At 52.4% G+C, this 23810-nt stretch carries 20 protein-coding genes; 2 read left to right on the forward strand and 18 right to left on the reverse strand.

All coding sequences use genetic code 11. The features are described 5' to 3' along the window. Positions 1-190: 190 nt before the first annotated feature. The 6 genes from JOE21_RS04965 to ccpN form a co-directional block, all read right to left on the reverse strand. A complete protein-coding gene (locus JOE21_RS04965) occupies positions 191-1321 on the reverse strand; it encodes an acyl-CoA dehydrogenase (RefSeq protein ID WP_309863143.1) in 1131 nt (376 codons plus the stop codon). A 642-nt stretch (positions 1322-1963) separates the two neighbouring features. Next, positions 1964-3082: an RNA polymerase sigma factor RpoD gene (gene rpoD, locus JOE21_RS04970; RefSeq protein WP_309863146.1), complete on the reverse strand. Its 1119-nt coding sequence runs from the start codon at positions 3080-3082 to the stop codon at positions 1964-1966. A gap of 128 nt (positions 3083-3210) precedes the next feature. Beyond that, entirely contained in the window at positions 3211-5043 is a 1833-nt protein-coding gene (dnaG, locus tag JOE21_RS04975; protein WP_309863148.1) for a DNA primase, read from the reverse strand. A gap of 768 nt (positions 5044-5811) precedes the next feature. After that, on the reverse strand, positions 5812-8481 hold the full coding sequence (ppdK, locus tag JOE21_RS04980) for a pyruvate, phosphate dikinase (protein WP_309863151.1): 2670 nt from the start codon (positions 8479-8481) through the stop codon (positions 5812-5814). Further along, on the reverse strand, positions 8478-9305 hold the full coding sequence (locus tag JOE21_RS04985) for a pyruvate, water dikinase regulatory protein (RefSeq protein WP_309863814.1): 828 nt from the start codon (positions 9303-9305) through the stop codon (positions 8478-8480). The genes ppdK and JOE21_RS04985 overlap by 4 nt, the downstream gene beginning before the upstream one ends. Before the next feature lie 21 nt (positions 9306-9326). After that, positions 9327-9962 (reverse strand): transcriptional regulator CcpN, encoded by a 636-nt coding sequence (gene ccpN / locus JOE21_RS04990; RefSeq protein ID WP_510183842.1) that lies wholly within the window; start codon positions 9960-9962, stop codon positions 9327-9329. A gap of 230 nt (positions 9963-10192) precedes the next feature. Between ccpN and JOE21_RS04995 the strand changes: the two genes are divergently transcribed. Beyond that, positions 10193-11110 carry an IolE/MocC family protein gene (locus JOE21_RS04995; RefSeq protein ID WP_309863157.1) on the forward strand — a complete coding sequence of 306 codons (918 nt, stop codon included), beginning with the start codon at positions 10193-10195 and terminating at the stop codon, positions 11108-11110. Between the two features lie 363 nt (positions 11111-11473). Beyond that, positions 11474-11668, forward strand: coding sequence for a hypothetical protein (locus tag JOE21_RS05000; protein ID WP_309863162.1), 195 nt, complete (start codon positions 11474-11476; stop codon positions 11666-11668). Positions 11669-11816: 148 nt separating this feature from the next. On the opposite strand, the gene glyS is transcribed toward JOE21_RS05000, so the two are convergent. From glyS to yqfD, 12 genes are all read right to left on the reverse strand, one after another. Next, positions 11817-13907 carry a glycine--tRNA ligase subunit beta gene (gene glyS, locus JOE21_RS05005; protein ID WP_309863164.1) on the reverse strand — a complete coding sequence of 697 codons (2091 nt, stop codon included), beginning with the start codon at positions 13905-13907 and terminating at the stop codon, positions 11817-11819. Beyond that, positions 13900-14787 carry a glycine--tRNA ligase subunit alpha gene (gene glyQ, locus JOE21_RS05010; RefSeq protein ID WP_309863167.1) on the reverse strand — a complete coding sequence of 296 codons (888 nt, stop codon included), beginning with the start codon at positions 14785-14787 and terminating at the stop codon, positions 13900-13902. The genes glyS and glyQ overlap by 8 nt, the downstream gene beginning before the upstream one ends. A 289-nt stretch (positions 14788-15076) precedes the next feature. Next, positions 15077-15835 carry a DNA repair protein RecO gene (recO, locus tag JOE21_RS05015; protein WP_309863169.1) on the reverse strand — a complete coding sequence of 253 codons (759 nt, stop codon included), beginning with the start codon at positions 15833-15835 and terminating at the stop codon, positions 15077-15079. 10 nt (positions 15836-15845) lie between these two features. Continuing rightward, positions 15846-15983 (reverse strand): YqzL family protein, encoded by a 138-nt coding sequence (locus tag JOE21_RS05020; protein ID WP_309863171.1) that lies wholly within the window; start codon positions 15981-15983, stop codon positions 15846-15848. Positions 15984-16236: 253 nt separating this feature from the next. Continuing rightward, positions 16237-17142 (reverse strand): GTPase Era, encoded by a 906-nt coding sequence (gene era, locus JOE21_RS05025; RefSeq protein WP_309863173.1) that lies wholly within the window; start codon positions 17140-17142, stop codon positions 16237-16239. Next, positions 17139-17534, reverse strand: coding sequence for a cytidine deaminase (locus JOE21_RS05030; RefSeq protein ID WP_309863176.1), 396 nt, complete (start codon positions 17532-17534; stop codon positions 17139-17141). Before JOE21_RS05030 ends, era begins: the two co-directional genes overlap by 4 nt. Next, complete coding sequence (locus JOE21_RS05035) at positions 17531-18217, reverse strand: DUF502 domain-containing protein (RefSeq protein ID WP_309863178.1); 687 nt, start codon at positions 18215-18217, stop codon at positions 17531-17533. The genes JOE21_RS05030 and JOE21_RS05035 overlap by 4 nt, the downstream gene beginning before the upstream one ends. 24 nt (positions 18218-18241) lie before the next feature. Beyond that, complete coding sequence (locus JOE21_RS05040; RefSeq protein WP_309863181.1) at positions 18242-18934, reverse strand: diacylglycerol kinase; 693 nt, start codon at positions 18932-18934, stop codon at positions 18242-18244. 10 nt (positions 18935-18944) lie between these two features. Beyond that, positions 18945-19394 carry an rRNA maturation RNase YbeY gene (gene ybeY / locus JOE21_RS05045; RefSeq protein WP_374709328.1) on the reverse strand — a complete coding sequence of 150 codons (450 nt, stop codon included), beginning with the start codon at positions 19392-19394 and terminating at the stop codon, positions 18945-18947. Positions 19395-19408: 14 nt separating this feature from the next. Then, positions 19409-21550, reverse strand: a complete 2142-nt coding sequence (locus JOE21_RS05050; RefSeq protein WP_309863187.1) for an HD family phosphohydrolase — start codon at positions 21548-21550, stop codon at positions 19409-19411. A 76-nt stretch (positions 21551-21626) separates the two neighbouring features. Beyond that, positions 21627-22583: a PhoH family protein gene (locus JOE21_RS05055; protein WP_374709329.1), complete on the reverse strand. Its 957-nt coding sequence runs from the start codon at positions 22581-22583 to the stop codon at positions 21627-21629. A gap of 5 nt (positions 22584-22588) precedes the next feature. Next, complete coding sequence (yqfD, locus tag JOE21_RS05060) at positions 22589-23797, reverse strand: sporulation protein YqfD (RefSeq protein ID WP_309863193.1); 1209 nt, start codon at positions 23795-23797, stop codon at positions 22589-22591. Between the last annotated feature and the right edge of the window lie 13 nt (positions 23798-23810).

Below are 23810 nucleotides of genomic sequence, written 5' to 3' on the forward strand. Positions count from 1 at the left end.
CAGTTTTCCTTACCCCTTTACACTGAGGCTTGGTTTTCCGTCTTCGCTCCATGCGTGGCAGAGTCGACTCCGACGGAAAACCAAACCTCCCTTCACGAAAACTTGATCGATATGGATAAAAAGGGAACTAGAAATCCGTCCCCATTGTAACCCAAATAGCGGGCAGAAGGAAAGGAAGGCTCCTACTCGATCAGCAACCGATTTCCCGGGCAATCACCGTGCGTTGAATTTCTGATGTTCCTTCCCCGATCTCCGTCAGCTTGGCATCGCGAAAGAAACGTTCCACTTTATAGTCATGCATATATCCGTATCCTCCATGGATTTGAACCGCCTGGTTGCACACTCTCATCGCCATCTCCGATGCATACAGTTTGCACATGGAGGCTTCTTTGGTAAATTTCTTTCCCTCGTCTTTCAACCAAGCTGCCTTGTAAACCATTGTCCGGGCCAGTTCGATCTCCATCGCCATATCCGCCAATTTATGCTGGATCACTTGGAACTTGGACAGCGATTGACCAAATTGAACCCGTTCCTTTGCATAGGCCAGAGCCGCTTCATACGCTCCCTGGGCGATTCCGACGGCCATCGCTCCAATCCCGATCCGTCCGCCGTCCAACGTGATAAGAAACTGCTTAAACCCGTGTCCAATCCTTCCCAGAATGTTCTCTTCCGGAATACGAACGTTTTCCATCACCAGTTCAGTGGTATTGGAGCTGTTTAAGCCCATCTTGACATAATTGTCGATGACGCGAAACCCTTCCGTATCCGCAGGAACGATGAAAGCCGTAATCTCGGGACCGGGTCCGGTAACGGCGGTTAATGCGACAAAATCGGCATAACTGGCATTGGTGATAAAGCACTTGGAACCGTTGATCACCCATTCGTCCTTTTCCCGGACCGCCGTCGTTTTAGTCCCCCCGGCATCAGAACCGGCATTGGGTTCCGTAAGGCCGAATGCGCCCAACGTCTCCCCTTTGCAAAGAGGAACCAGATACTTTTTTTTCTGTTCTTCTGTTCCAAATAGATAAAGGGGGGCACAACCCAACGAAACATGGGCGGAATAGGTAATCCCCGTGGAAGCACACACACGGCTTAATTCTTCCACTGCGATGGCGAAGCTGATGGTATCCGCCCCTCCCCCTCCCACCTTTTCCGGAAAGGGCAAGCCCATGAGGTTGAGATCGGCCATTTTCCGGAACACTTCAGCGGGAAACGCCTTGGTTCGGTCCCGTTCATCAGCGCCAGGTGCCACCTCTCCCTCCGCAAAATCCCGCATCAACTTTCGGATCATCCGCTGCTCTTCTGACAATTCAAAATTCATTTTCCTCCACCCCCGGTTCTCTGTCTCTATCCGATAACCTGCCACTCACAGTGCAAGGGCGTGTCTGGTTAATCCGTCAGGCGAGATCCCGGTCGGTGTGGCCGTCAAGCGCACAGGCTCTTCACCGGCCACATCCACCTTGCTCACTCACCGGAAAGATTGAATATCCAGACAGGCCCTAGTACTACAGTTACATTTGTATGAAGCGAGTATAGGAGCGTGGGTTGGTCCGGCTGGCGGGCTGTCTTCGATCTCTTGCAAAAAGCGCAAAGGATCGCAGCCATCCCACCACCCTCCCTTCTCACATTTGCACCTGCTCTTATAAACACAACTGTAGTACTAGTCTCGCCGGTCACTTCGTTCCCTGATCTCGCTATGCACTCATCGAGCACAAGTCTTGCCTGGGTCACTTTTGTTCCCTGGTCTCGCTATGACAGCGCTTTCACACTCATTATAAGAGTAAATGCGATTTTTCATCAAGAATTTTTAGAATCCACCCAATTTTAGACTATTCCTCCCCCTCATGGGGTTTGCATTGGGTTCGGAAAAGGGATAAAATTGAACCAGAATAAGGTGCGGGTGAGAGAAAAAATAAAAAAGCACCCGAATCGGTGCTTTTGCCAAATCAGTAGGTTCGCCTATTCATTCCAGGAAATCCTTCAGCCGTTTGCTACGGCTGGGATGGCGCAGCTTGCGCAGGGCTTTCGCCTCAATCTGGCGGATCCGTTCCCGGGTAACACCAAACACTTTCCCAACTTCTTCCAGTGTGCGGGTGCGCCCGTCATCCAATCCAAATCGGAGCCGCAACACGTTTTCTTCCCGATCGGACAACGTATCCAACACATCTTTCAATTGTTCTTTCAACAGTTCATAAGCAGCCGCGTCCGCCGGTGCTTGGGCATCATCATCGGGAATAAAGTCGCCCAGATGGGAATCGTCCTCTTCCCCGATCGGGGTTTCCAAAGAGACCGGTTCCTGAGCAATTTTCATAATTTCCCGGACCTTCTCCGGGCTGAGGTTCATCTCTTCCGCAATCTCTTCCGGAGAGGGTTCCCGGCCCAGTTCTTGCAACAACTGACGGGAAACCCGAATCAGCTTGTTGATTGTCTCCACCATATGCACCGGAATCCGAATCGTACGTGCCTGGTCGGCGATGGCCCGCGTAATCGCCTGACGAATCCACCATGTCGCATAGGTGCTGAATTTAAAGCCTTTGCGGTAATCAAATTTTTCCACGGCTTTAATCAAGCCCATGTTCCCTTCCTGAATCAAGTCGAGAAACAACATGCCGCGACCCACGTACCGCTTGGCGATACTTACCACCAGCCGGAGATTGGCTTCAGCCAAACGACGTTTGGCTTCTTCGTCACCCGCTTCAATCCGCGTGGCCAGCTCTACCTCTTCCTCCGCAGAAAGAAGCGGCACACGACCAATCTCCTTCAGGTACATACGGACAGGGTCATTAATCTTCACACCGGGAGGAACGCTTAGATCGTCCTCCAACAAATCATTCTCTTCCGATTCATCGTTCTGGGAAAAAACGATATTGTCATCCTCTTCGTTGATCACTTCAATCCCCTGTTCACTTAAGGACTCAAAAAATTCATCCATCTGTTGGGGATCTTGGTCGAATGGAGACATTTTTTCCATGATCTCTTTATATGTGAGGACCCCGCGTTTCTTTCCGAGATCCGCCAGTTGCTCTTTTACTTGTTCCAGAGTGACTTCTTGCTCCAAGTCCACATTTTGTTCGTTTGCCAACCTTGCGTTCCCTCCTTCCCTGGCTCTTTGCTTCAGCCCCCTTTTGAACCTGTTCCCTCTTATACACCAGTTCAACCCCGGTCGGGACGGCTGTGGCAAATGCCAGCGCACTCAGACAATATGAATGATCAGTCATGGTTTCGGTTCCGGTATAGACGAAGGATGGATTCCTGTGCCAACCGCGCTGCCTCTAACGGATCCTTGGTCTTTTCCAGTTCCCGCTTTGCGGCGAAGACTTCCCGCTCCCGGTTCAACTGGCGGATGCGCCGGATACAGCCATCCACTTCCTCTTCCAAGTTGACCTGGGGCAGATCCATCATACCCAGTTCCGCAATCAAAGAGGTTAACGAGTCATCGTCTACCAACCGGATGAATGCATGTAGCCCCCCGTCGAAGCCTGACCGGTGGTATGAATAAAGATAAGCGGCAATGGCTTCATGAGCTTCAGTCTGGAAGTTGACGCCGATCTCTCCCATTGCTCTGTCCAAGTATTCCGGGTGTTGGAGTAAGATGGCCAACAGGCGTCGTTCCGCGATCTCAAGAGGGGTTTTCGATCGTTGATGGGAAGCGACCATGTGTTTGCCACCATGATATCCATTATTCCACTTCCCTTGGCCTTTATCCCCCCGGGGTGCCCTCTTCTTTTTTGACGCGGCTTTCCGCTGTTCCTGTTTCAAGGCATCCAATGAAATGTCGAACTCCTCGGATAGCCGACGAAGGTAATGGTCGCGCTCGATGGCCTGAGGCAACCGCGCCACTAATTCGACCGCCCGTGCCAGATACTGCATCCGATCATCTTCATCGTTTAGATTATGGTCTTTTTTAATGGTTTCCAGCTTAAACGCGGTAAAGGGCAAAGCCTGGGCCAGCACTTCATCGGTGAAGGCATCGGCTCCGTATTCTCCAATATAATCGTCCGGATCCATCCCATGGGGCATCCGAGCCACCTTAACCACGCACTCCCGCTCCCTCAGCACATCCATCCCCCGTTCAGCCGCCTGCTGCCCGGGAGTGTCGGAGTCATAGCAGAGTATCACGGTCTCAGCGTTGCGGCGAATCACCCGGGCTTGAGAATCCGTCAATGAGGTTCCCAATGTGGCGACGCCGTTTTTGACACCGGCCTGCCATGCGGCAATGACATCCATGTAACCTTCAAATAGAACGGATTGCGCTTCTTTTCGAATGGATTTACGTGCCCGGTGCAGGTTGAATAAAAATTTGCCCTTATGAAACAAGGGAGTCTCGGGGCTGTTTAAGTACTTGGGGCGCCCATCCCCCAACAAACGTCCGCCAAAGGCAATCACCCTCCCTTGGGAATCGTGGATGGGAAACATCACCCGCCCCCGAAACCGGTCAAAACAGGAAGAGCGCCCACCCGTGGAAGAGTCCCGTTGTGCAACCAGACCTGCCTTTATCAGCTCGTCTTCATGAAATCCCCGCCGTTTGAGAAAGGGCAACAAGAACCGATAAGAGTCAGGAGCGTACCCTAGCTGGAATTCTTCCATCGTGGAATGTTGGATTCCCCGGCGGGTAAGATATTCCCTCGCCTCCTCTCCATGGTCCGTGTTCATCAACAAGTGATGAAACAGCCTTGCAGCCAGATCCATCGCTTCACGCAACCGCTGCTTCTCTTTCTCCTCGGGATCCGACTCGCCTTCATCCAGACGGGGAACCGTAATTCCCGCCTGGTCCGCCAGATGATGGACCGCTTCTACAAAGGTGAACTGCTCCATCTCCATCACGAATTTAAAGACATTCCCACCGGCCCCGCACCCAAAACAGTAATAGATCTGCTTATCGGGGGACACGGAAAAAGAGGGAGTGCTTTCAGAGTGGAAAGGGCAGAGGCCGAAGTAATTGCGGCCACTCTTCTTCAGCTGGACCGACTGGCTGACCACGTCGACGATGTCATGATGCTCCCGGACACGGTCGATGACTTCGTCAGGGATCCGTCCCTTCAAGAAATCACCGCCTCCCAGATATCCATTTCCCTCTTGCGCGGATGGTTGACATATTCGTACCTATTCGCCAAGATTCGTCAAACTCCTGCAACCTTAGACGCTAAATTCTCCAGAGAAAAAATGGAAAAACTGAATTGGTTTTGCGACTGCATATCTTTTTATTCTACACGATTCTCCAAAATCCTGCCACTATCCCGCGACGGAACGGCGATGGTTTCTCCTTCCATCTTTCCTTTGTATTATACGCGGATCGATGAAAAAAATCCTTCCATCCCTTGACATTATTAAACTAGTTTGACCCTGTACCGATGAAACGACATTTAGAAGAAAGAGGGCAGACAAACCGGCTAACCTAGGACTTGGATCACGTTCGTTTGGTTCGCCTGTAGATATTAAGCGTCCAATCTCCCCGGCATCAGGGTTGGATGATTCGATTAGGTGGTCCGCCACCCGCTTCTGTCTTTCCAACGGGTGATTTTGGCTTCATTTGAACTTGCCCGTGATCCGGTTAATCTGGATCGAAAGCATTGTTCCTTTCATCGTCTTGCTTGGGGAAATAAGATAGCAAAACGATTCTTCCGAAGAAACGGAACCAACACTTCCCGATCCATGGCAGTGAATGGTTTGAGTAAGTACAAATCGCACATTCCTTTATCCCTGTTCTCCCATCATTTTTCGACACCGTCCCCTACACTTCCTCCCCCAAAACGATCCACGCCTGGTATGATACCGGGCGTGGATCGTTTGTTGGGAATGATGATTTTCGATTTACGAAGTGGTTCCTGCTACTTCCTCCCTTTCCGTCAAAGCGGCTTGTGCTGACGCCAGACGGGCGAGGGGAACCCGAAAAGGAGAGCAGCTGACATAGTCTAGTCCTACCTCGTGACAAAAGTGAATGGAACGTTTTTCCCCGCCGTGCTCTCCACAGATGCCGGTTTTCAGGTCCGTCTTTACCATCCGTCCTTCATTCACACCCATGGAGACCAGCAGCCCCACTCCTTCTCGATCCAGCGTGATAAAGGGGTTCTCCGGCAAAATCTTCCGTTCCATATAGTGATGCAGGAATTTCCCTTCTGCATCGTCACGGCTGTAACCAAACGTCGTTTGGGTTAGATCGTTGGTGCCGAAGGAGAAAAAGTCGGCGGATTTGGCGATCTCTCCCGCTGTCAGGGCGGCCCGCGGCACTTCGATCATGGTGCCCACCGTAAAGGGAATGTCGACAGCGGCAGTGGTTTGAACCTTCTGCGCCACCTGTTCCACCAATTCTCTCATCTCTTTTAATTCGTTAACATGGCCCACCAATGGAATCATGATCTCCGGCTTCACCGTGATGCCTTCGCTCATCGCTTGGGATGCCGCCTGAAAGATCGCCTCCACCTGCATGGCGTATATCTCCGGATGCGTTAAGCCGAGCCGACATCCGCGGTGCCCCAGCATCGGATTAAATTCATGCAAGGCACGAACCTGACGCAAAAGCGCTTCCTTCTCCCGCAGTTCCCTGGGATCGGTATCCCCCTTCGCCTGAAGCCGTGCCACCTCCATCTGCAACTCTTCCAGATTAGGCAGGAACTCATGAAGAGGAGGATCCAATAGGCGAATGGTGACGGGAAGACCGTCCATCGCCCGAAAGATTCCATGAAAGTCATCCCGTTGCAAGGGCAACAGGGCCTCAAGGGCTTGCTCACGATCTTCGGTCGTTTCCGCCAGAATCATGGAACGAACCTTTGGCACCCTTTCCGGGTCCATGAACATATGCTCCGTCCGGCACAGCCCGATTCCCTCTGCGCCGAACTCCCGTGCTTTGGACGCATCGACAGGATTATCCGCATTGGTCCGCACTCGGAGTTTACGCACTTCATCCGCCCAAGCCAACAATTGCTGGAACTCGCTTGAAAGCTCGGGATCGATCAGGGGAACCTTGCCGCCGATCACCCGGCCGCTACCGCCATCGATGGAGAGTTCATCCCCTTCTGTCAGCACCTGATTTTCCACCCTGATTTCTTTCTTTTTCAAGTCGATCTTAATCTCTTCGCAGCCGCAAATACAGGGTTTGCCCATTCCACGGGCGACGACGGCCGCATGGCTGGTCATGCCGCCTCGGGTAGTGAGGACACCCTGGGCAGCGACGATACCGTGTATATCTTCCGGCGTCGTCTCCAGTCGGACCAACAGGACTTTTTTCCCTGCCTGCGCCCATCGTTCCGCCGTGTCGGCGTCAAACACCACCTGTCCCGATGCAGCTCCCGGAGAAGCGGGCAGGCCTTTGGCCAACACCTCCAGATCCGCTTCAGGATCGATGCGACGATGAAGGATCTGATCCAGCTGATCGGGGTCCACACGGTTGATCGCTTCTTCCCGTGAGATCACGCCTTCGGCCACCAAATCCACGGCGATTTTAACAGCAGCATGAGCCGTTCGTTTCCCGGAGCGGGTTTGCAGGATGTAAAGCTTTCCCCGTTCCACTGTAAACTCAATATCCTGCATGTCTTGATAATGCGTCTCCAAACGAGCAGCAATATCGACAAAGGAATCGTAAATATCCGGCATGCGGTCGGCCAAAGCAGCAATCGGTTCCGGCGTGCGAATCCCGGCCACGACATCTTCCCCTTGAGCGTTAATCAGATACTCTCCGTACAACACCTTCTCCCCTGTGGAAGGATTGCGGGTGAACGCCACACCGGTCCCGGAATCTTCCCCCATGTTGCCAAACACCATCATCTGTACATTGACCGCTGTTCCCAGGTCATCGGGAATTTGATGGACCTTTCGGTAAACGCGGGCCCGTTGGTTGTTCCACGAATCAAAGACAGCCACAATCGCACGATGGAGCTGATCCACGGGATCCTGCGGAAATGCCTCGCCCGTCTCCTCCCGGACCAGTTCCTTAAATGAACGGGTCACCTCCACCCAATCTTCCGCGGTCAAGTCAGTGTCTAAATCCACGCCGCGTTCCTTCTTTTTCGCATCGATCACCCGCTCAAAACGGTAATGGGGAATACCCAACACCACATCTCCGAACATCTGGATGAACCGTCGGTAACAATCACGGGCAAAACGAGCATTTCCGGTGAGCTTTTCCAACCCTTCCACGGTGCGGTCGTTCAATCCCAAATTAAGCACCGTATCCATCATCCCCGGCATGGAAATGACGGCGCCGGAACGCACAGAAACCAAGAGTGGGTCATTGGGATCACCCAGTTTTTTGCCTGATCGTTTTTCCAAAGCGGACAAAGCGGAGGCGATTTCATTCTTCTGTTCACGGGTCATCGTACGATCTGCATCATAGTATTGAAGACACGCAGCAGTTGTGATAGTGAATCCCGGAGGCACCGGAAGTCCGGCCCGGGTCATTTCCGCCAGGTTAGCCCCTTTGCCCCCCATCAGATGCTTCCAATCCAGCCGACCTTCATCGAAAGCGATGACCATGGCATGACTCATGTGTGCCTTCCTCCTCTGCGGAACATGTCGAGAATGATATTGGCCGTTTCTTCTACTGCCTTGTTGGAGACGTCGATGATGGGACAACCCACCCGCTTCATGACCTTCTCCGAATACTCCAATTCCTGCAGGATTCGTTCGATATTGGCGTAATTGGCCCTCGCGGTGAGGCCCAGGGACTTTAAGCGTTCCCGGCGAATCCCGTTCAATTGATCCGGTTCGATGGTCAATCCGATACACTTTTCTACCGGTAGCATGAACAACTCTTCCGGCGGTTCTACTTCCGGGACCAACGGAACGTTGGCCACTTTGAGCCGCTTATGAGCCAAGTACATCGACAAGGGAGTTTTCGACGTGCGGGAAACACCGATCAGTACCACGTCCGCCCGCAACAATCCGCGCGGATCGCGTCCGTCATCATACTTCACCGCAAATTCGATCGCTTCCACCTTGCGGAAATACTCATCGTCCAAGCGGCGGACCAATCCCGGTTCCCGCTTGGGTTCCCGACCGTAGAGGGTGGACAAGCCTTTTAGCATCGGCCCCATAATATCCACCACCTGCACACCCTGGCGATTCGCTTCATCCAGGAGAAAATCGTGTAGCTCGCTCACCACCATGGTAAACGCGATTATTCCATTTACCTCAGCAGCTGCCCGCACGGTTTCCTCAATCGTTTTTTTGTCGTCCACATAAGGGATGCGGCGAATATCCGCCTGACTGCCATTAAATTGGCTGGAGGCAGCGCGAATCACGAATTCCGCCGTCTCCCCCACGGAGTCGGATAAAATAAAAATAACGGGTTGATTCGATGTACTAGTAATGATTGATCCCTCCCTGGCATTTCAGACGGACTTACCTAGGCCCATCTCCACAAATACTCTTGTAATCGTGGTTTTTGAAATCCTCCCCACCACTTCGAAATGATCGCTTTCCTCCCGCTCCTTAACGACCGGAAGGGAATCCACTTGGTTGCGGATCAGCTTGGCGGCTGCATCCAACAAGGATTCATCCAAGTGGCAGCTGACGATGTTGGGCATCCGGCTCATCACCACTCCGACCGGAATGTTCTGCAGGTCCTGGCTTCCCATCGAACTTTTCAACAGATCCTTGCGGGAAATCACTCCGGTGAGTATGCCCCCTTCTTTTACGACAAACAACGTCCCCACATCTTCCAGAAACATCGTGCAAATAGCGTCGTAGACCGATGTTTCCTCCTGGCAAACCGCCGGAACGGATTTATAATCGCGAACCATCAGCTTTCGAAAATGTTCACCCAGCAGTTGACTTCCTGTTTTACCAGAATAAAAGTACCCCACCCGTGGTCGTGCATCCAGGTAACCGGACATTGTCAGGATGGCAAGATCCGGACGTAAGGTGGCCCGGGTGAGGCTCAACCGCTCCGCGATCTGTTCACCGGTAATAGGGCCTTCATCTTTCACGATCCGCAAGATCATTTCCTGGCGCTCACTTAGCTCGATTGTCGGACACCTCCTTTAGTACCTGCGATAAAGACCCGCTTAATATGACATACTGTAAGATAAAAATGATTATATAGTATATACTATATTCCGATTTCTATTTCTGCAACCTTTTTTCCGGCCCGTCTTTGCCAATTGTCGGTAACGGGTATACTGGACGTGACTCATTGTCAACCAGCCGAATTCTCTATAGAATGAGGAAGGAAGAAGTGGATTGGAGGAATCTACCCATGTTGTTTTCCAACCCGATAACAGCACAGGCAGACGCCGAACTTCATCAGATGCGCCAGGTACGCGACCAGGGTATTCATGACATTGAACTTCAACTGCCCAGCACACGCTACTCTCGCGAAGAACTATCAGACCTCTTTCAGATCACCCAAACCCGGCCTGTTGCATTCCGGGCACCGGAGAACATGCCCTTGGGAAAAGGCCCCATCAATCTGGAGGATTGGGAGTATTGGCTGGAAACCGCTGCTCTACTTTTTGAAGAGAGTCCTCATCGTTATTTCATCTGTCACGGGGCAGCGGTCACGTTAGGGGAAGTATTTGATTATCTGGATGCCCGTCCCCGGGATTTCAACGCTCTCCATGATTACAAGACCCGGTATGTAGAAACGATCATCGACCAACTGAAACAACTGGAGGAAAAAGCCCGATCCCTCGACATCCGGTTGCTCATCGAAAATGCACCCATGGGCGGTACGGAATATTTCGAACCCGGACGGGATCGAATCCACCCGGCTCTGCGTACTCCGCGTCACCTCCTCCGGATTGCGGAGGCAACCGGAACCGGCATATGCCTCGACACCGCCCACGCCCGGATCACCTCCCACGTACTTTCCTATATGCATCGTTCCCGCAGCTTGTTCGCGGCGGCCACGGAGAAGGAGATTTTAAACGCAACCCGGACTTGGATACAGTTCTACGAACAAGTATCCAACCGAACCTCCCTCGTGCGCCTTTCTTTTGCCATCAGCTGGGGAGACACCGACACCACCCATCATGTCCCCTTCCCTGAAGGCGCTTATCCGGAGCTGTTGGACTTTGCCGATCAGGTCGACCCCAATCTCCCCATCATCCTCCCCGTTAACAAGAACCAGCTGAAAGAGATGGCGGAACCGCTCTTGCGGTTAAAAAAGCGATAAGGGTTTGAAACAAAAACAGCCCCGTCTTAGGGGCTGTTTTACTTTAGTCTGATCTTTTTTTGGGTGGGAACATCGTTCAATCATCTTTCTTAGACGACTTTATGTGCTTCTTATAGAACAGTGACGCCGCAAAGTATACAATTGCGACCTTCCCGACAAACACCAAGAATTCGATCAACGGTATTAAAATGGATCCCCAAATGCGTATTTGATCTACATCATTGTCCCCAAAAAACATAAAAAGACCCTCTCCCTTTTCGATGAAAATGGTCAACATTAGACAAATAGTATATTAAGAATGGATTGTACTTTAAAAGTATAACATTACAAGGGAATATCGCGAAACACTTTGTAGTGATTTTGATGATTTCGACTGTAGTTTTTGCGTTTCCGCTTAGCGCCTTTGCCGAAGAGAAAGATGTGACTAAAATCGCCCCTGAAATGCTTGAAGAAATCAACCTCAATATTGATCCGGTGCAAAATCGTTACCGCGACGGATCTGTAAAATATAAGAAAACCGAGTGGTTCCTATGGGTCTTAGTTTTACAAGGCCATTGACTTATAACAGGCAAGGCCAATATATTATTTTAAATATGCAAACCATCAGAATTGATCCGTTACATCAATAAGCTTAAGCGCACGTAATGTGTTACGGACTGGTATTTAAAAAGACCGTCCCAGCTAGGGGACGGTCTTTTTATAACGATCAGGAAGCGAACACCAATTGATTGAAAGCGGCGAAGCGGCCGACCAGCGCATCGATTTCCCGCAGCAGGGCCAGACGGTTCCGACGGACCGCTTCGTCATCGGCCATGACCAGCACTTCTTCGAAAAAGGCATGGATGGATGGTGCCAACGCACTCAACGCATCCAACATGCGATCCGTATCACGGGCGGTCAACGCGGTTTCAAAGCTCTCTCGCGTCTCTTGAACCGCATTCCACAAATCATGCTCTGCCTGACTCTCAAACCGTTCCCGGTCAACCGGAGCCCCGTCTGTATCCTTCTTGGCCAGATTGGCGGCACGGCTGAATCCTTCCACCACCGATTTGAATGCCTCCGCATCCACCCGAGCCGCCAGGGTGCGGGCCTTGTCCAATACCAGTTTCGGCTGGTCCGTCCCCGCGGCCAACACGGCATCGATAATATCATAACGAATTCCCGCTTCTTGCAGCATGGCTTTGATCCGTAAACGGAAAAAGGTGTCCAATTCTTCCTGCACTTCGTCAAGAGATCGTTTCACCCAGCCATCATCGGCCAGCCGTTTCAACGTGAGTCCGGTCAACTCGGACAGCGGCAAGGCACTCCATCCCCGACCGGTCAAAATCTGTACGGCACCGGCAGCCCGGCGGCGCAAGCCGTAAGGATCCTGGGAACCTGTCGGTTGGATTCCAATGGCGAAAGCGGATACCACCGCATCGATTTTATCAGCCAAGCTGATCAACGCACCCGCCGTTCCTTGAGGCAAACGATCACCGGCAGCCCGGGGATAGTGATGCTCCTCGATGGCATCGGCCACCGCCTCATCCTCGCCTGCTTTCAATGCATAGTCCCGACCCATCAGCCCGCTCAGTTCGGGAAACTCATACACCATCTGTGTGGATAAGTCAAATTTGCAAATCTCCGCCGCCCGCAAGAGAGTCTGAATGTCCGTGTCGGGGAGTTGCAAGCGGCCAGCCATCTCCTGTACCGATGCCCGAATCCTCCTCACCTGATCTCCGATGGTACCGAGATCTTCATAATAGACCACTTGGTCCAACTTTTCCACCGCGGTCGCAATCGGCAGCTTTTGGTCTTCTTCATAGAAGAAACGGGCATCCGCCAAACGGGCGGAAAGCACCTTTTCATTCCCTCTGGCTACAGTGGAGAGGGCATGATCGTTTCCATTGCGTACCGTTACAAAATAAGGCAGCAGCTGACCATCCGCCCCTTCCACCGGGAAGTAGCGCTGATGCTCCCGCATGGTGGTGATCAACACAGCTGGAGGCAATTTTAGATAAGCTTCATCAAAACGTCCATACAAGGCGGTCGGTGTTTCCACCAGATAAGTGACTTCATCCAGCAATTCAGGATCCACAGGAATGGTCCAGCCATGCTGCTCCTCCAACTGCTTCAGTTGCGAGCGGATCATCTCCCGTCGTTCCTCGGCGTCGACGATCACGTGCTGTTGACGCAGGGTTTCCATATAGGAAGCAGGACTTTCCAAAACGGTACGGGAACCTAAGAAGCGGTGTCCACGGGTTTCCCGGCCGGCAGTCACCCCTGCCCAGGCCAAGGGTACCTCCTCATTCCCCCATAGACAAACCATCCATCGTACGGGCCGGATAAAGCGGGTGCGACGGCTCCCCCAACGCATCGCTTTTGGAAAATGGATCCCGTCCAGCACCGTCGGCAATTCTTCCTCCATCAACCGGATGGTCGGTTTGCCCTGCTCCTGCTTTCGGGCAAACACATACGTTTCCCCTTTATGTTCTTTCAATACGAGGGCAGTCACATCTACCCCTTGTTTACGCGCAAACCCCTCCGCGGCCTTGGTCCAATTTCCATCCCCATCCTGTGCGATTCGCTGGGCGGGACCGCGAACTTCCTCCGACACATCCTCCTGTTGGTCGGCGACTCCCTTTATCAGCAGTGTGAGCCGACGGGGAGTCGCCCAAGCGTTCACTTCACCGTGAGAGATGCGATTCTCCTTCAGCCAAGTGAGCGTTTTCTCCTTCAGCTGTTTCAATCCGCCCTCCACGAAACGGGCCGGAATCTCTTCACACCCGATCTCCAACAACCAATCCCGTTCAGGCATGGGCGTTCCCTCCCTTGTTCAGCAGCGGAAAACCGAGTCGTTCCCGCTCATTCACATATGTTTTGGCACAACGGCGGGCCAATGCGCGCACGCGTCCCAGATAGCCGGTCCGCTCCGTCACGCTGATGGCGCCCCGGGCATCCAACAAGTTAAACGTGTGCGAACACTTCAGGATATAATCATAGGCGGCAAACACCAGGCTTTCTTCCAATGCCCGGCCGGCCTCTTCTTCATACTCATCAAACCACCGGAACAGTTTTGCGCTGTCGGAAATCTCGAAGGAGTACTTGGAATGCTCGTACTCCGGTTGTTTGAAGATATCTCCGTAGGTGACGCCACGGACCCAGCTGAGGTCGTAGATGTTTTCTTTATCCTGGATATAGGAAGCCAAACGCTCCAAACCATAGGTGATTTCCACGGATACAGGATCGGCTTCCAACCCGCCGATCTGCTGGAAATAGGTAAACTGGGTGATCTCCATCCCGTCCAGCCACACCTCCCAGCCCAAACCGGCCGCTCCCATCGCGGGATTTTCCCAATTGTCTTCCACAAAGCGAATATCATGCTCCAAGGGGTTGACCCCCAGCTCTTTGAGGCTGTCCAGATACACTTCCTGGATGTCGTCCGGCGAAGGCTTCATAATCACCTGAAACTGATGATGCTGATACACTCGATTGGGATTTTCGCCATAGCGTCCGTCGGCCGGGCGGCGGGAAGGCTCCACATAGGCCACATTCCACGGTTCCGGGCCCAGTGAGCGCAAAAAAGTCATCGGGTTCATTGTGCCTGCTCCCTTTTCCACATCGTAGGGTTGAGCCAGCACGCATCCTCTGGAACTCCAAAACGCTTGCAACTTCAAAATAATCGATTGCATATTCATCTCCCCCACCTCCAGACAAATAAAAAAACCTCTTCCATCTCCTGTGAAAGCGACCCGCTTCCATAGGGACGGGAGGGTTCCCGCGGTTCCACCCTATTTGACCCGGCAAAAGCCGAATCCACTCCATTACATAAGCGCTCCAGACCGCCTTTCACCGGGTTTGTGACCGGGCTTGCACCTTCCCCGGCTCGCTGATGTCCACAAAGGACCGGTTACTCTCTTCCATCATTGCGCCTTTATCATTCCATTACATAGATCATATATACCAAAAACCGAAGCGCGTTGTCAATCATTTCTTTTCATCTTGCCAATCCCGTTTCATCCGTTCCAAAAAACCTCTTGATTTAAGGGGAACTCCCACGTGTTCATCGATGAATGCCCGAGTGATGCGTTCCAGTTGGGACCGGGTCTCTCGCTTCAGGTCCACCTGTCCTACCCGGTCCGGAGACACCCGCTGCAACAATTTCAACACACGTGCGGTTGCCGAAGTGATCGGGATCGCCCGTTTATCCCTGTAAACACAGTCCAAACACAAAAATCCCCCCGACGCCACACTGAATGAAACCGGTTGATCCACCGCTCCGCAGTGGACGCACCCATCCAGACGGGGACGATATCCCCCCGCTTCCAATACCTTCAACTCAAAGATATGGGTGAGGATGTCGGGGTCCGCTCCCTCTTCCAGCATATCCAAGGTCGTCTCCAACTGGGAAAAAAGCGCAGGCTGTACCTGGCGCTCTTCCGTCAGTTTGTCCAATAATTCCGTGATGTATGCCGCTACCGCCGTCAACAGAAGGTCCGAGCGCAACCCGTACCGCGAACGCTGGATTTCCGCCTGAGACAGGGTAGCCATCCCTGAGCCGGTGTAACACAGATACCAACCGGAGGTAAAAGGCTGGGTCGCTGCACTTAAACGGCTTTTGGGCTTTTTGGCCCCGCGGGCCATTGCCGCCATTTTTCCTTGCTCTCGTGTAAACAAGGTAACAACCTGATGGCTTTCCCCATAGTCCCGGGCCCGGATTACAATCCCCTCGCATTTTACCAACATGGATTTTTCGTCAGCCCTCCGCCTTCGCTTCCGGTTCCCGTTTTCCTCCTTGATCACGCTTGCTGGTGTGCATGGTGGTGTCCTTGTACAAGAGATATGCATCAATGCTGCCCGTCACAGTGAAACAGTTCCACGAAAAGTCACGCAAAACGGCACCAGCCTCCCTGTAGACGAATGTCTTTCTTATCCTCTATCGGTTAGGATGGCCTGTGACGACAGGAGTATAACCGGAAACGGACCGATAAGTTTTTCCAACCTATTTTCTTGGGCAAAGCCCCCTACAATTGTCGTCCTTGAAAAGGGCGAAAATTAAATGGCCAAACAGAACCGAGCCCTACTGTTGTACGGATAAGATCGCAGACAGCCCGCCAGCCCGACCGGTCTCCCACGCAAATAAATGCTCAATCTTCATCCCGATATCCAAACTGTCGCAAATAAAAATCCTCATTGCGCCAATCCTTCTTCACTTTGATCCAGAGATCGAGATACACCTTACTTCCCAGCAGACGCTGGATCTCTTCTCGGGCACGACGCCCTACTTCTTTCAACATGGACCCCTGTTTGCCGATCAAAATCCCTTTTTGTGAAGAACGTTCCGTGATAATGGTTGCTCTGACGTTGACTAAATCCCCTTCTTCCTCGCGGGACATCTCCTCCACCACCACCGCCACGGAATGAGGGATCTCCTCCCGGGTCAAATGGAGAACTTTTTCCCGGATCAACTCGCCTACAATAAACCGCTCCGGATGATCGGTTACATACTCGGAGGGATAATAGGGAGGGCCTTCCGGTAATTCCTTCAAGATCAACTCCAGCAGCTTGGATGTATTGTTGCCGTGCAGAGCGGAAATCGGAACCACTTCCCGGAAAGAAAAGCGGTTCCGATATTGGTCGATCAGGGGCAGCAACGATTCGGGGTGAACCTGGTCTATTTTATTAACCACGAGGAATATGGGCGTTTTCACATCCCGCAATAGATCCATGATGAATCGGTCCCCCGATCCCGCTCCTTCCTTGGCATCTACCAGGAACAGGACCACATCCACCTCTTCGAAGGTGTCACGGGCCGTCTTCACCATCCAATCCCCCAAACGGGACTTGGGTTTATGGATCCCTGGGGTATCCAGAAAAATAATCTGGGCATCATCCGTGGTGTGAACTCCCCGGATCTGATTGCGCGTCGTCTGGGGTTTGTCCGACATAATGGCCACTTTTTGCCCCAACACTTGATTTAACAGCGTCGATTTTCCTACATTGGGACGCCCGATCAACGCCACAAACCCCGACCGGAAACCTTTTTCCTTCATGTTAAGTCCCCCTTGCCAAACGCTCCCGGCAACAAATCCCCCACCGTCGTCTCTTTTACGTTCCCCTTCAGATCAGCCAAATAAACCGGCACATCCGGCCGGCAAAACTCCGATAACACTTGCCGGCACGCCCCGCAGGGAGAGACGGGACCCTCCGTGTTCGCTACGACGGCCACTGCGGCAAAGGAATCGGCTCCTTCGGAGACTGCTTTAAAAACCGCGGTTCGTTCCGCACAGTTGCACAGCCCATAGGAGGCGTTTTCAACATTGCAACCCCGGAACACCCTGCCGTCCGAAGTGGTCAAAGCGGCCCCCACCGAAAAGCGGGAATACGGAACATAGGCATATTGACGTGCTTTTATCGCTTCCTGAATGAGTCGTTCTCGGTTCATGGCGTCTTCTCCTTCTGCAGCTCAGGGGAATGCCCTGGTACAACCGGTGGCCAGACGGGAGTGACAACCCCCCCGGAAATAATGTATTTTAAGCCTTGTTCCACTGTCATATCCAGAAAGATCACATCTTCTTCCGGCACCATCACCAGCCAACCGGAGGTGGGATTGGGAGTGGTAGGCAAGAAAATATTTAAGATACGGCCTTTTGTCTTGGCTTGAATTTCGCCGTTGGCATCCCCGGTAAAAAAGCCCATGGTATAAACCCCTTGGCGAGGGTAGGGAACCAATACTACTTTTTTAAAGCTGGCCTGATCCCGTTCAAAAGCACTGGTGATCTGCTTGACGGTGGAATAGATCGTCCGGGCCAACGGAATGCGGTAAAAGAGACGATCTGTGTATCGAAGCGCCTGGCGGCCGACAAAGCTGCGGGCTATCATCCCAATCCACGCCAGTAGAATCAGGGTGAGAATCGTTCCCACACCAGGAATGTGGGTTTGAAAAACAAACCCGCCAATCTCTAAGGGAAATTTAAGGACTCCCACCAAATCCAACACATGGGCGACCGCCACACCCAAAGTCGGATCAATGATGCGAAAGAGCAATTTCAAAATATACAGCGTGGCAAGGGCAGGCAATAACGCGATAACACCGATGATCAGATAGGTGCGGAAGCGCTTGAACATCCCTTGTGTCGGACCCCTTTCCGGTTACATCATCAATTGGAAACCAATACAAGCCACTACAATTCCTAACATCATCCCCAGAAGCACAGGTTTTTTCCGAGTCTTGATCCGCAGACGTGTTCCAACCAGCAACGCTGTTAAAAATAATACCAGTAAGGTGATTAACAAATGTGCCGTCATTAAGACCAGCGAGGTAGCGATGCAACTGGCCAGCGAGGTGGTCATACTGGGCTCAAGGTCGGGACGCTCCAACCGGTGCATCGCACTTTTTAAAATCAATGTTAAGAAGAAGTCGAAGGTGATCAACGCAGCCAATCCGATGTTGGGAGGATAGGGGGCTTGCTCAAACGTATGAAAAGTAAAAAACGCCAGGTAAGGATAAAAAATGCTGATCCCCACCACCACCGCCAGTCCCGCACACAACAACACCGCCCCCGCAGCCACATCCTTCGCCACTTTTGCCAATGGATGAAACTCGGGAGAGACCATATCGACGACCGCTTCCACCGCCGTGTTGAACAATTCGGCCACCAACACCAGCAGAATGCAGATAAAGAGGAGTAATACCTCCACCTTGCTGAGCGGTAGATAGAGAGCCAGCAGCAACACGGCCAAAGCGGCGGTAAAATGAACCCGCATGTTGCGTTGGCTGACCAAGGTATATTTCAACCCTTCCAACGCGAACCGAAAGCTGTGGAGCACTTTGGACCACCACATGGAGGGATTCCTACCTTTTCAGACCGGCTAAGGCCAAAATTTCTTCCTGACGGGCAAACATCCGGTTTTCTTCCGCCTGGTTCTGATGATCGTAACCCAGCAAATGCAGAAAACCGTGAACCGCCAAAAAGGCCAGCTCCCGCTGCAAACTGTGCCCGTAAGTGTCCGCCTGCTCACGGGCGCGGGGGAGGGAGATAATCACATCTCCCAATGGGATCGGCTCTCCCGTCACGGCAACAAGCTCTTCTCCCGGCTCCCACTGGGGGAATGATAGGACATCGGTGGGTCGGTCGACACCGCGAAATTCCCGGTTCAATCGATGGATCACTGGATCATCGACGATGGAGACGGACACTTCCGCCTCCTTTACCCCTTCGGCTACAGCTGCTTGTTCCAGGCACCGTCCGACCGCATCAATAGCGGCTTGATCGGCCTCATTCCAATCGATCTGAATGTCCAGGTCCACATGGAGAGTCATGCGGGTTTCACCCCTTTTCCGCCTTGACTGTCGTCAGGATACTCAATACGGGAGTGGAAGATGCCTTGCAAGGTCTCGCACATGGAACGGGCAATCAGATCCAGTTCCTTCAACGTGAGGTCGCATTCATCGAATTGCCCGTCTTCCAGCCGATCCCGAATAATCTTGCGGACCATGCTCTCGATGCGGTCCGGAGTGGGCCGGGCCAGAGAACGGACAGCCGCTTCCACACAATCGGCGATGCCGATGATAGCCGCTTCCTTAAATTGTGCCTTCGGACCCGGGTAACGGTAATCCGCCTCCAATACCTGTGCCCGGTCATCCAGTTCCTTCGCTTTGAAATAAAAGTACTTTAACAGCGTCGTTCCATGGTGTTGTGCCGCTATATCGCAGATCGGGGTTGGAATGTTGTGTTCCTTCAACATCTCATAACCATCCCGTGCATGGGAAATGATAATTGTCTTGCTCAGGTTGGGGGAAATCTTATCATGAGGATTTTCCGATTGCAGTTGGTTTTCAATAAAGAACTGCGGCCGCTTCGTCTTGCCCACGTCATGGTAATAAGAACCCACCCGCGCCAACAGACCGTTGGCTCCTACTGCCTCCGCCGCCGCCTCGGCCAGATTGCCCACAATGACGGAGTGGTGATACGTTCCCGGTGTCTCGATCAGTAATTTGCGCAACAGGGGATGGTTCGGGTTGGACAGCTCCAATAATCGCAGCGGCGATAAGATATCAAACATCGCTTCAAAGTGTTGCAGGAATCCAATCGTCAATACCGCGGAAAACAATCCCCCTGCAACACCAAAAGCCAAGGACTGCAACAATACAGTCCAGTCGCCATCCACCGGCACCAGTGCGTATAAAGCGGAGATGGTCATCATGCTGGCCCCGGCCGCCACCAGCCCCGCACGGAAAATAGACAGACGATTGCGTACGCCAGCCAAGGCGAAGGCCCCGGCCGAACCGCTCATCAACGCAACCAAACCATAGCGAAAATCAAACAGCAAGTGATTTTCCGCATTGAAAAACATACCGGCGAACAGGCTTAGTATGACACCGCACCATAGCGCCAACTGAAGGTTTAAAAGGAGTGTGATCAACATCGTTCCCAAAGCTGCCGGAGCCAGGTAACCGACGGTGCTCCACTCCAAATTTTGCCCCAAACTGACAACCTTCATCCCCAGAAGGGTAATCATGAATACACTGACCAACATCAGCGTTTTAAGATTATCCCGGTAACCCTCCACTTGAAAACGATGGGTAAACCAAGCCAGCAATCCTATCACCAACGATATCAACAATCCCAGACCGATATACGGAAAAGGATTGTCCCGGTCGCGCAGCACACCCAACTCCTGCAACTGGCGATACTGGTCATCGGTGATCACATCACCTGCTGCTACAATTGTTTCCCCTTTGCGGATGGGGATCGGCTCAACACTGTCCCGGGCCGCATCCTGCAATTTTTCAGTCCGTTCCCGGTCAAACAACTCATTAGGCAGGATCATTTCCCTCGTCAGTTCGCGAACAACGAAACGGGCATCCGCAGCCAAGGTGGAGGTGACCAAAGCACGATCCACTTGATCCTGCTTCGCTTCCACTTCGTCCTCCTTCACCCCTTCCGACAGGGTATCGTGGAGGATATCTCGACCGACGATCCGCATCTCCGTCAATTGTTCGGCTTCCAGTCGCGCCAGTTTGAGATAAAACTCTTCCGACATCTCCACCGGCACAATATCTTTAAAGTTGGCGATCTTCTCTTTTTCAGAAAGTGAATCGTCGGACAGGTTGCGACGAACATCGGAAAAAACCGTATCCAATCGTTTTAATTGCCGTTCTGTCAACTGCTCATCCACTTGGTACTGCTTACCCACCGATTCCGCAGCCTGTTCCCGTGCCCGTTCCGTCGCCTCCTGGTCCACTTTGGTAACAGGGGATACAATCGCTTCCGAGGCGACGGAGCCAGGGGTGAGATCATACTGTTGGGGAAGGACATCCTCCATCAGCAACAGGTAACAGAACAAACCCAAACCTGCATACAACAAAAAACGGACCCGCCTGCTCGTCCTCCAGGAGGCAGGAAAACGGAATCGTTTCCGCCAGGATGGCTGCTTTGGTTGATGGAGTTCTTTCATGGATGACCGACTCCTTATGCACTTTGACAGTCAAGTCTCACTGGATTCCTTTTCGTTCCCAGGTCTTGCTGCAGGATTACTCTGCTTGTTCATAGGCGTCTATCACTTTTTGAACCAATGTGTGACGTACCACATCGGATTGGGTCAGGTAAACGAAAGGAATATCCTTTATTCGTTGGAGCACCTGTTCTGCCACTTTCAATCCGGACTCCTTGCCCTTAGGCAAATCCACCTGGGTTACATCGCCGGTCACGACCATTTTGGAACCGAAACCCAGTCGCGTCAGAAACATTTTCATCTGCTCATTGGTGGTATTTTGCGCTTCATCCAAAATGACAAATGAATCTTCCAGCGTTCGTCCTCGCATATAGGCCAGGGGAGCCACTTCAATCATTCCCCGTTCCATCAGCTTGTTGACCTGTTCGACCCCAAGCATGGTATATAAACTGTCGTACAGGGGACGAAGGTAGGGGTCCACTTTTTCCTGCAGATCACCCGGCAAAAAGCCCAGGCTTTCTCCAGCCTCTACAGCGGGACGGGTCAGCACGATCCGTTTGACCCGGTGTTCTTTTAAGGCCGTGACGGCCAGCACGACGGCCAAAAACGTTTTACCGGTTCCAGCCGGTCCGATTCCGAAAACGATGTCCGACTTTTGAATGGCACTGACATAGTGACGTTGTCCCAACGTTTTTACACGGATCGGCTTCCCTTTTTGCGTGACTCCGATCTTTTCACCATACAGCTCTAAGATCTCATCGGCCAATCCTTCCCGTGCCAAGCGCTGAGCGTAGACCACATCCCGTTCCGTCAGGGTGACACCGCGCCGGATCAAGGTTAACAGCACACGAAACAGGTGGCCCAGCACTTCCAGTTCCTCTGGAGAACCGGAGATAGCCACCTCTTCTCCCCTGGAAACGATTTTAGCGTCGGTGCGTTCTTCAATGATACGTAAAAACCCGTCCTGGGGACCGAACAGGCTAAGTGCCTCATGGGGATCCTTCAGTCGGATTTTAATGGTTTGGTCCTCATGCAAATGTCTCATTCTCCTTGCAAAATCGGTTGTGGATGGGCAATATCCTCGATAGCATCAAACTGTATCTTCATTACAACTTTACCACTGTCCACGCGAGGGTGCAAAACTTTTTGGTCCACAACCCTGGATCCTTCCCCCATTTGAGATAAAAGATCTTCCCGTGCCCGTTCCACCCCTAGAGCGATCGCTTCCTTTTCAGGGATTTTCTGTTTGACCCACTCCATCTCCAGACGCTCTTCTTCCACCCAGCCGAACGGCAGGCGCCAACGTCCGAATTGAATTGCTTTGACATGTTGAATCGATTCCAATTGTGTAAACGATTCCTCTTGCCAAAAAGGAAGGCGTACGATTCTGGAGGCGATAAAAGGGTAATAACCTTTTTCCCTGTTTCCGGTGTACACCTTCCGTTTTTGCACCAGCGGCACCTCTACCTCCGACTCATACCACACCTGTCCCCAGACCTTTCCCTTGGCCCCCACCAATGATCCTGTTTCCGTTTGTGCCGGATTCCCATAACGGCCGGAAACCAACAGCTGTCCTTTTTTAACCACATCCTTCACTTCCACCACTGGACGACCGCGTTCCACATGCATGTCGACGATCAGCCCACCGCGCTTGGCAATGAGATTAACAGGGCCGCGGTCTGTCGGATCCCGCTCCTCTTCCACCCGTTTCCTTTCCACCACTGTCAATACGGCTCGGGTGCCTTCCATGCGGAAACCGACCCAGGAAAGCTGCGGCATTTTTTCCCCAAGCCGATACTGGATCTCCTCCGCCGATTTCATCCGGTACTTCAGTTGCCCGATGTATACCCCTTCCTCACGCAACAGCGTGCGAAGCTCCGATTCAGGAATCCGTTCATTCCCCTCCACCTCCACACTCCATACCACAGAGGATAAACTGAACAGCAACAACAGGAACAACAGGATTCCCCAGGCGAAAAACCGGCGACGCATCAGACGCATCCACCAAAATGGAAACCCTTTCTTTCGGATGATCCGAACTTTGGTGCCCGTGGAACGAAGCAAAGGACGCAGACGAAAAAAATCGGACACAAAGAGAGTCAACCGAACTTTACCGGTTCCCATCCAAGTGATGGATTGGAGTTCCAGGCGTACCCGGGTTGCTTCATTGATAAAACGGATCAATTCCGGCCCGGTCAATTCAACCACCAATTGTCCGGTCAGCTGGCGAGGCCATTCGATCTGCGGCAACGGACTTCTCCCC

It is taken from the genome of Desmospora profundinema (assembly GCF_031454155.1).
Taxonomy (GTDB): Bacteria; Bacillota; Bacilli; order Thermoactinomycetales; family DSM-45169; genus Desmospora; species Desmospora profundinema.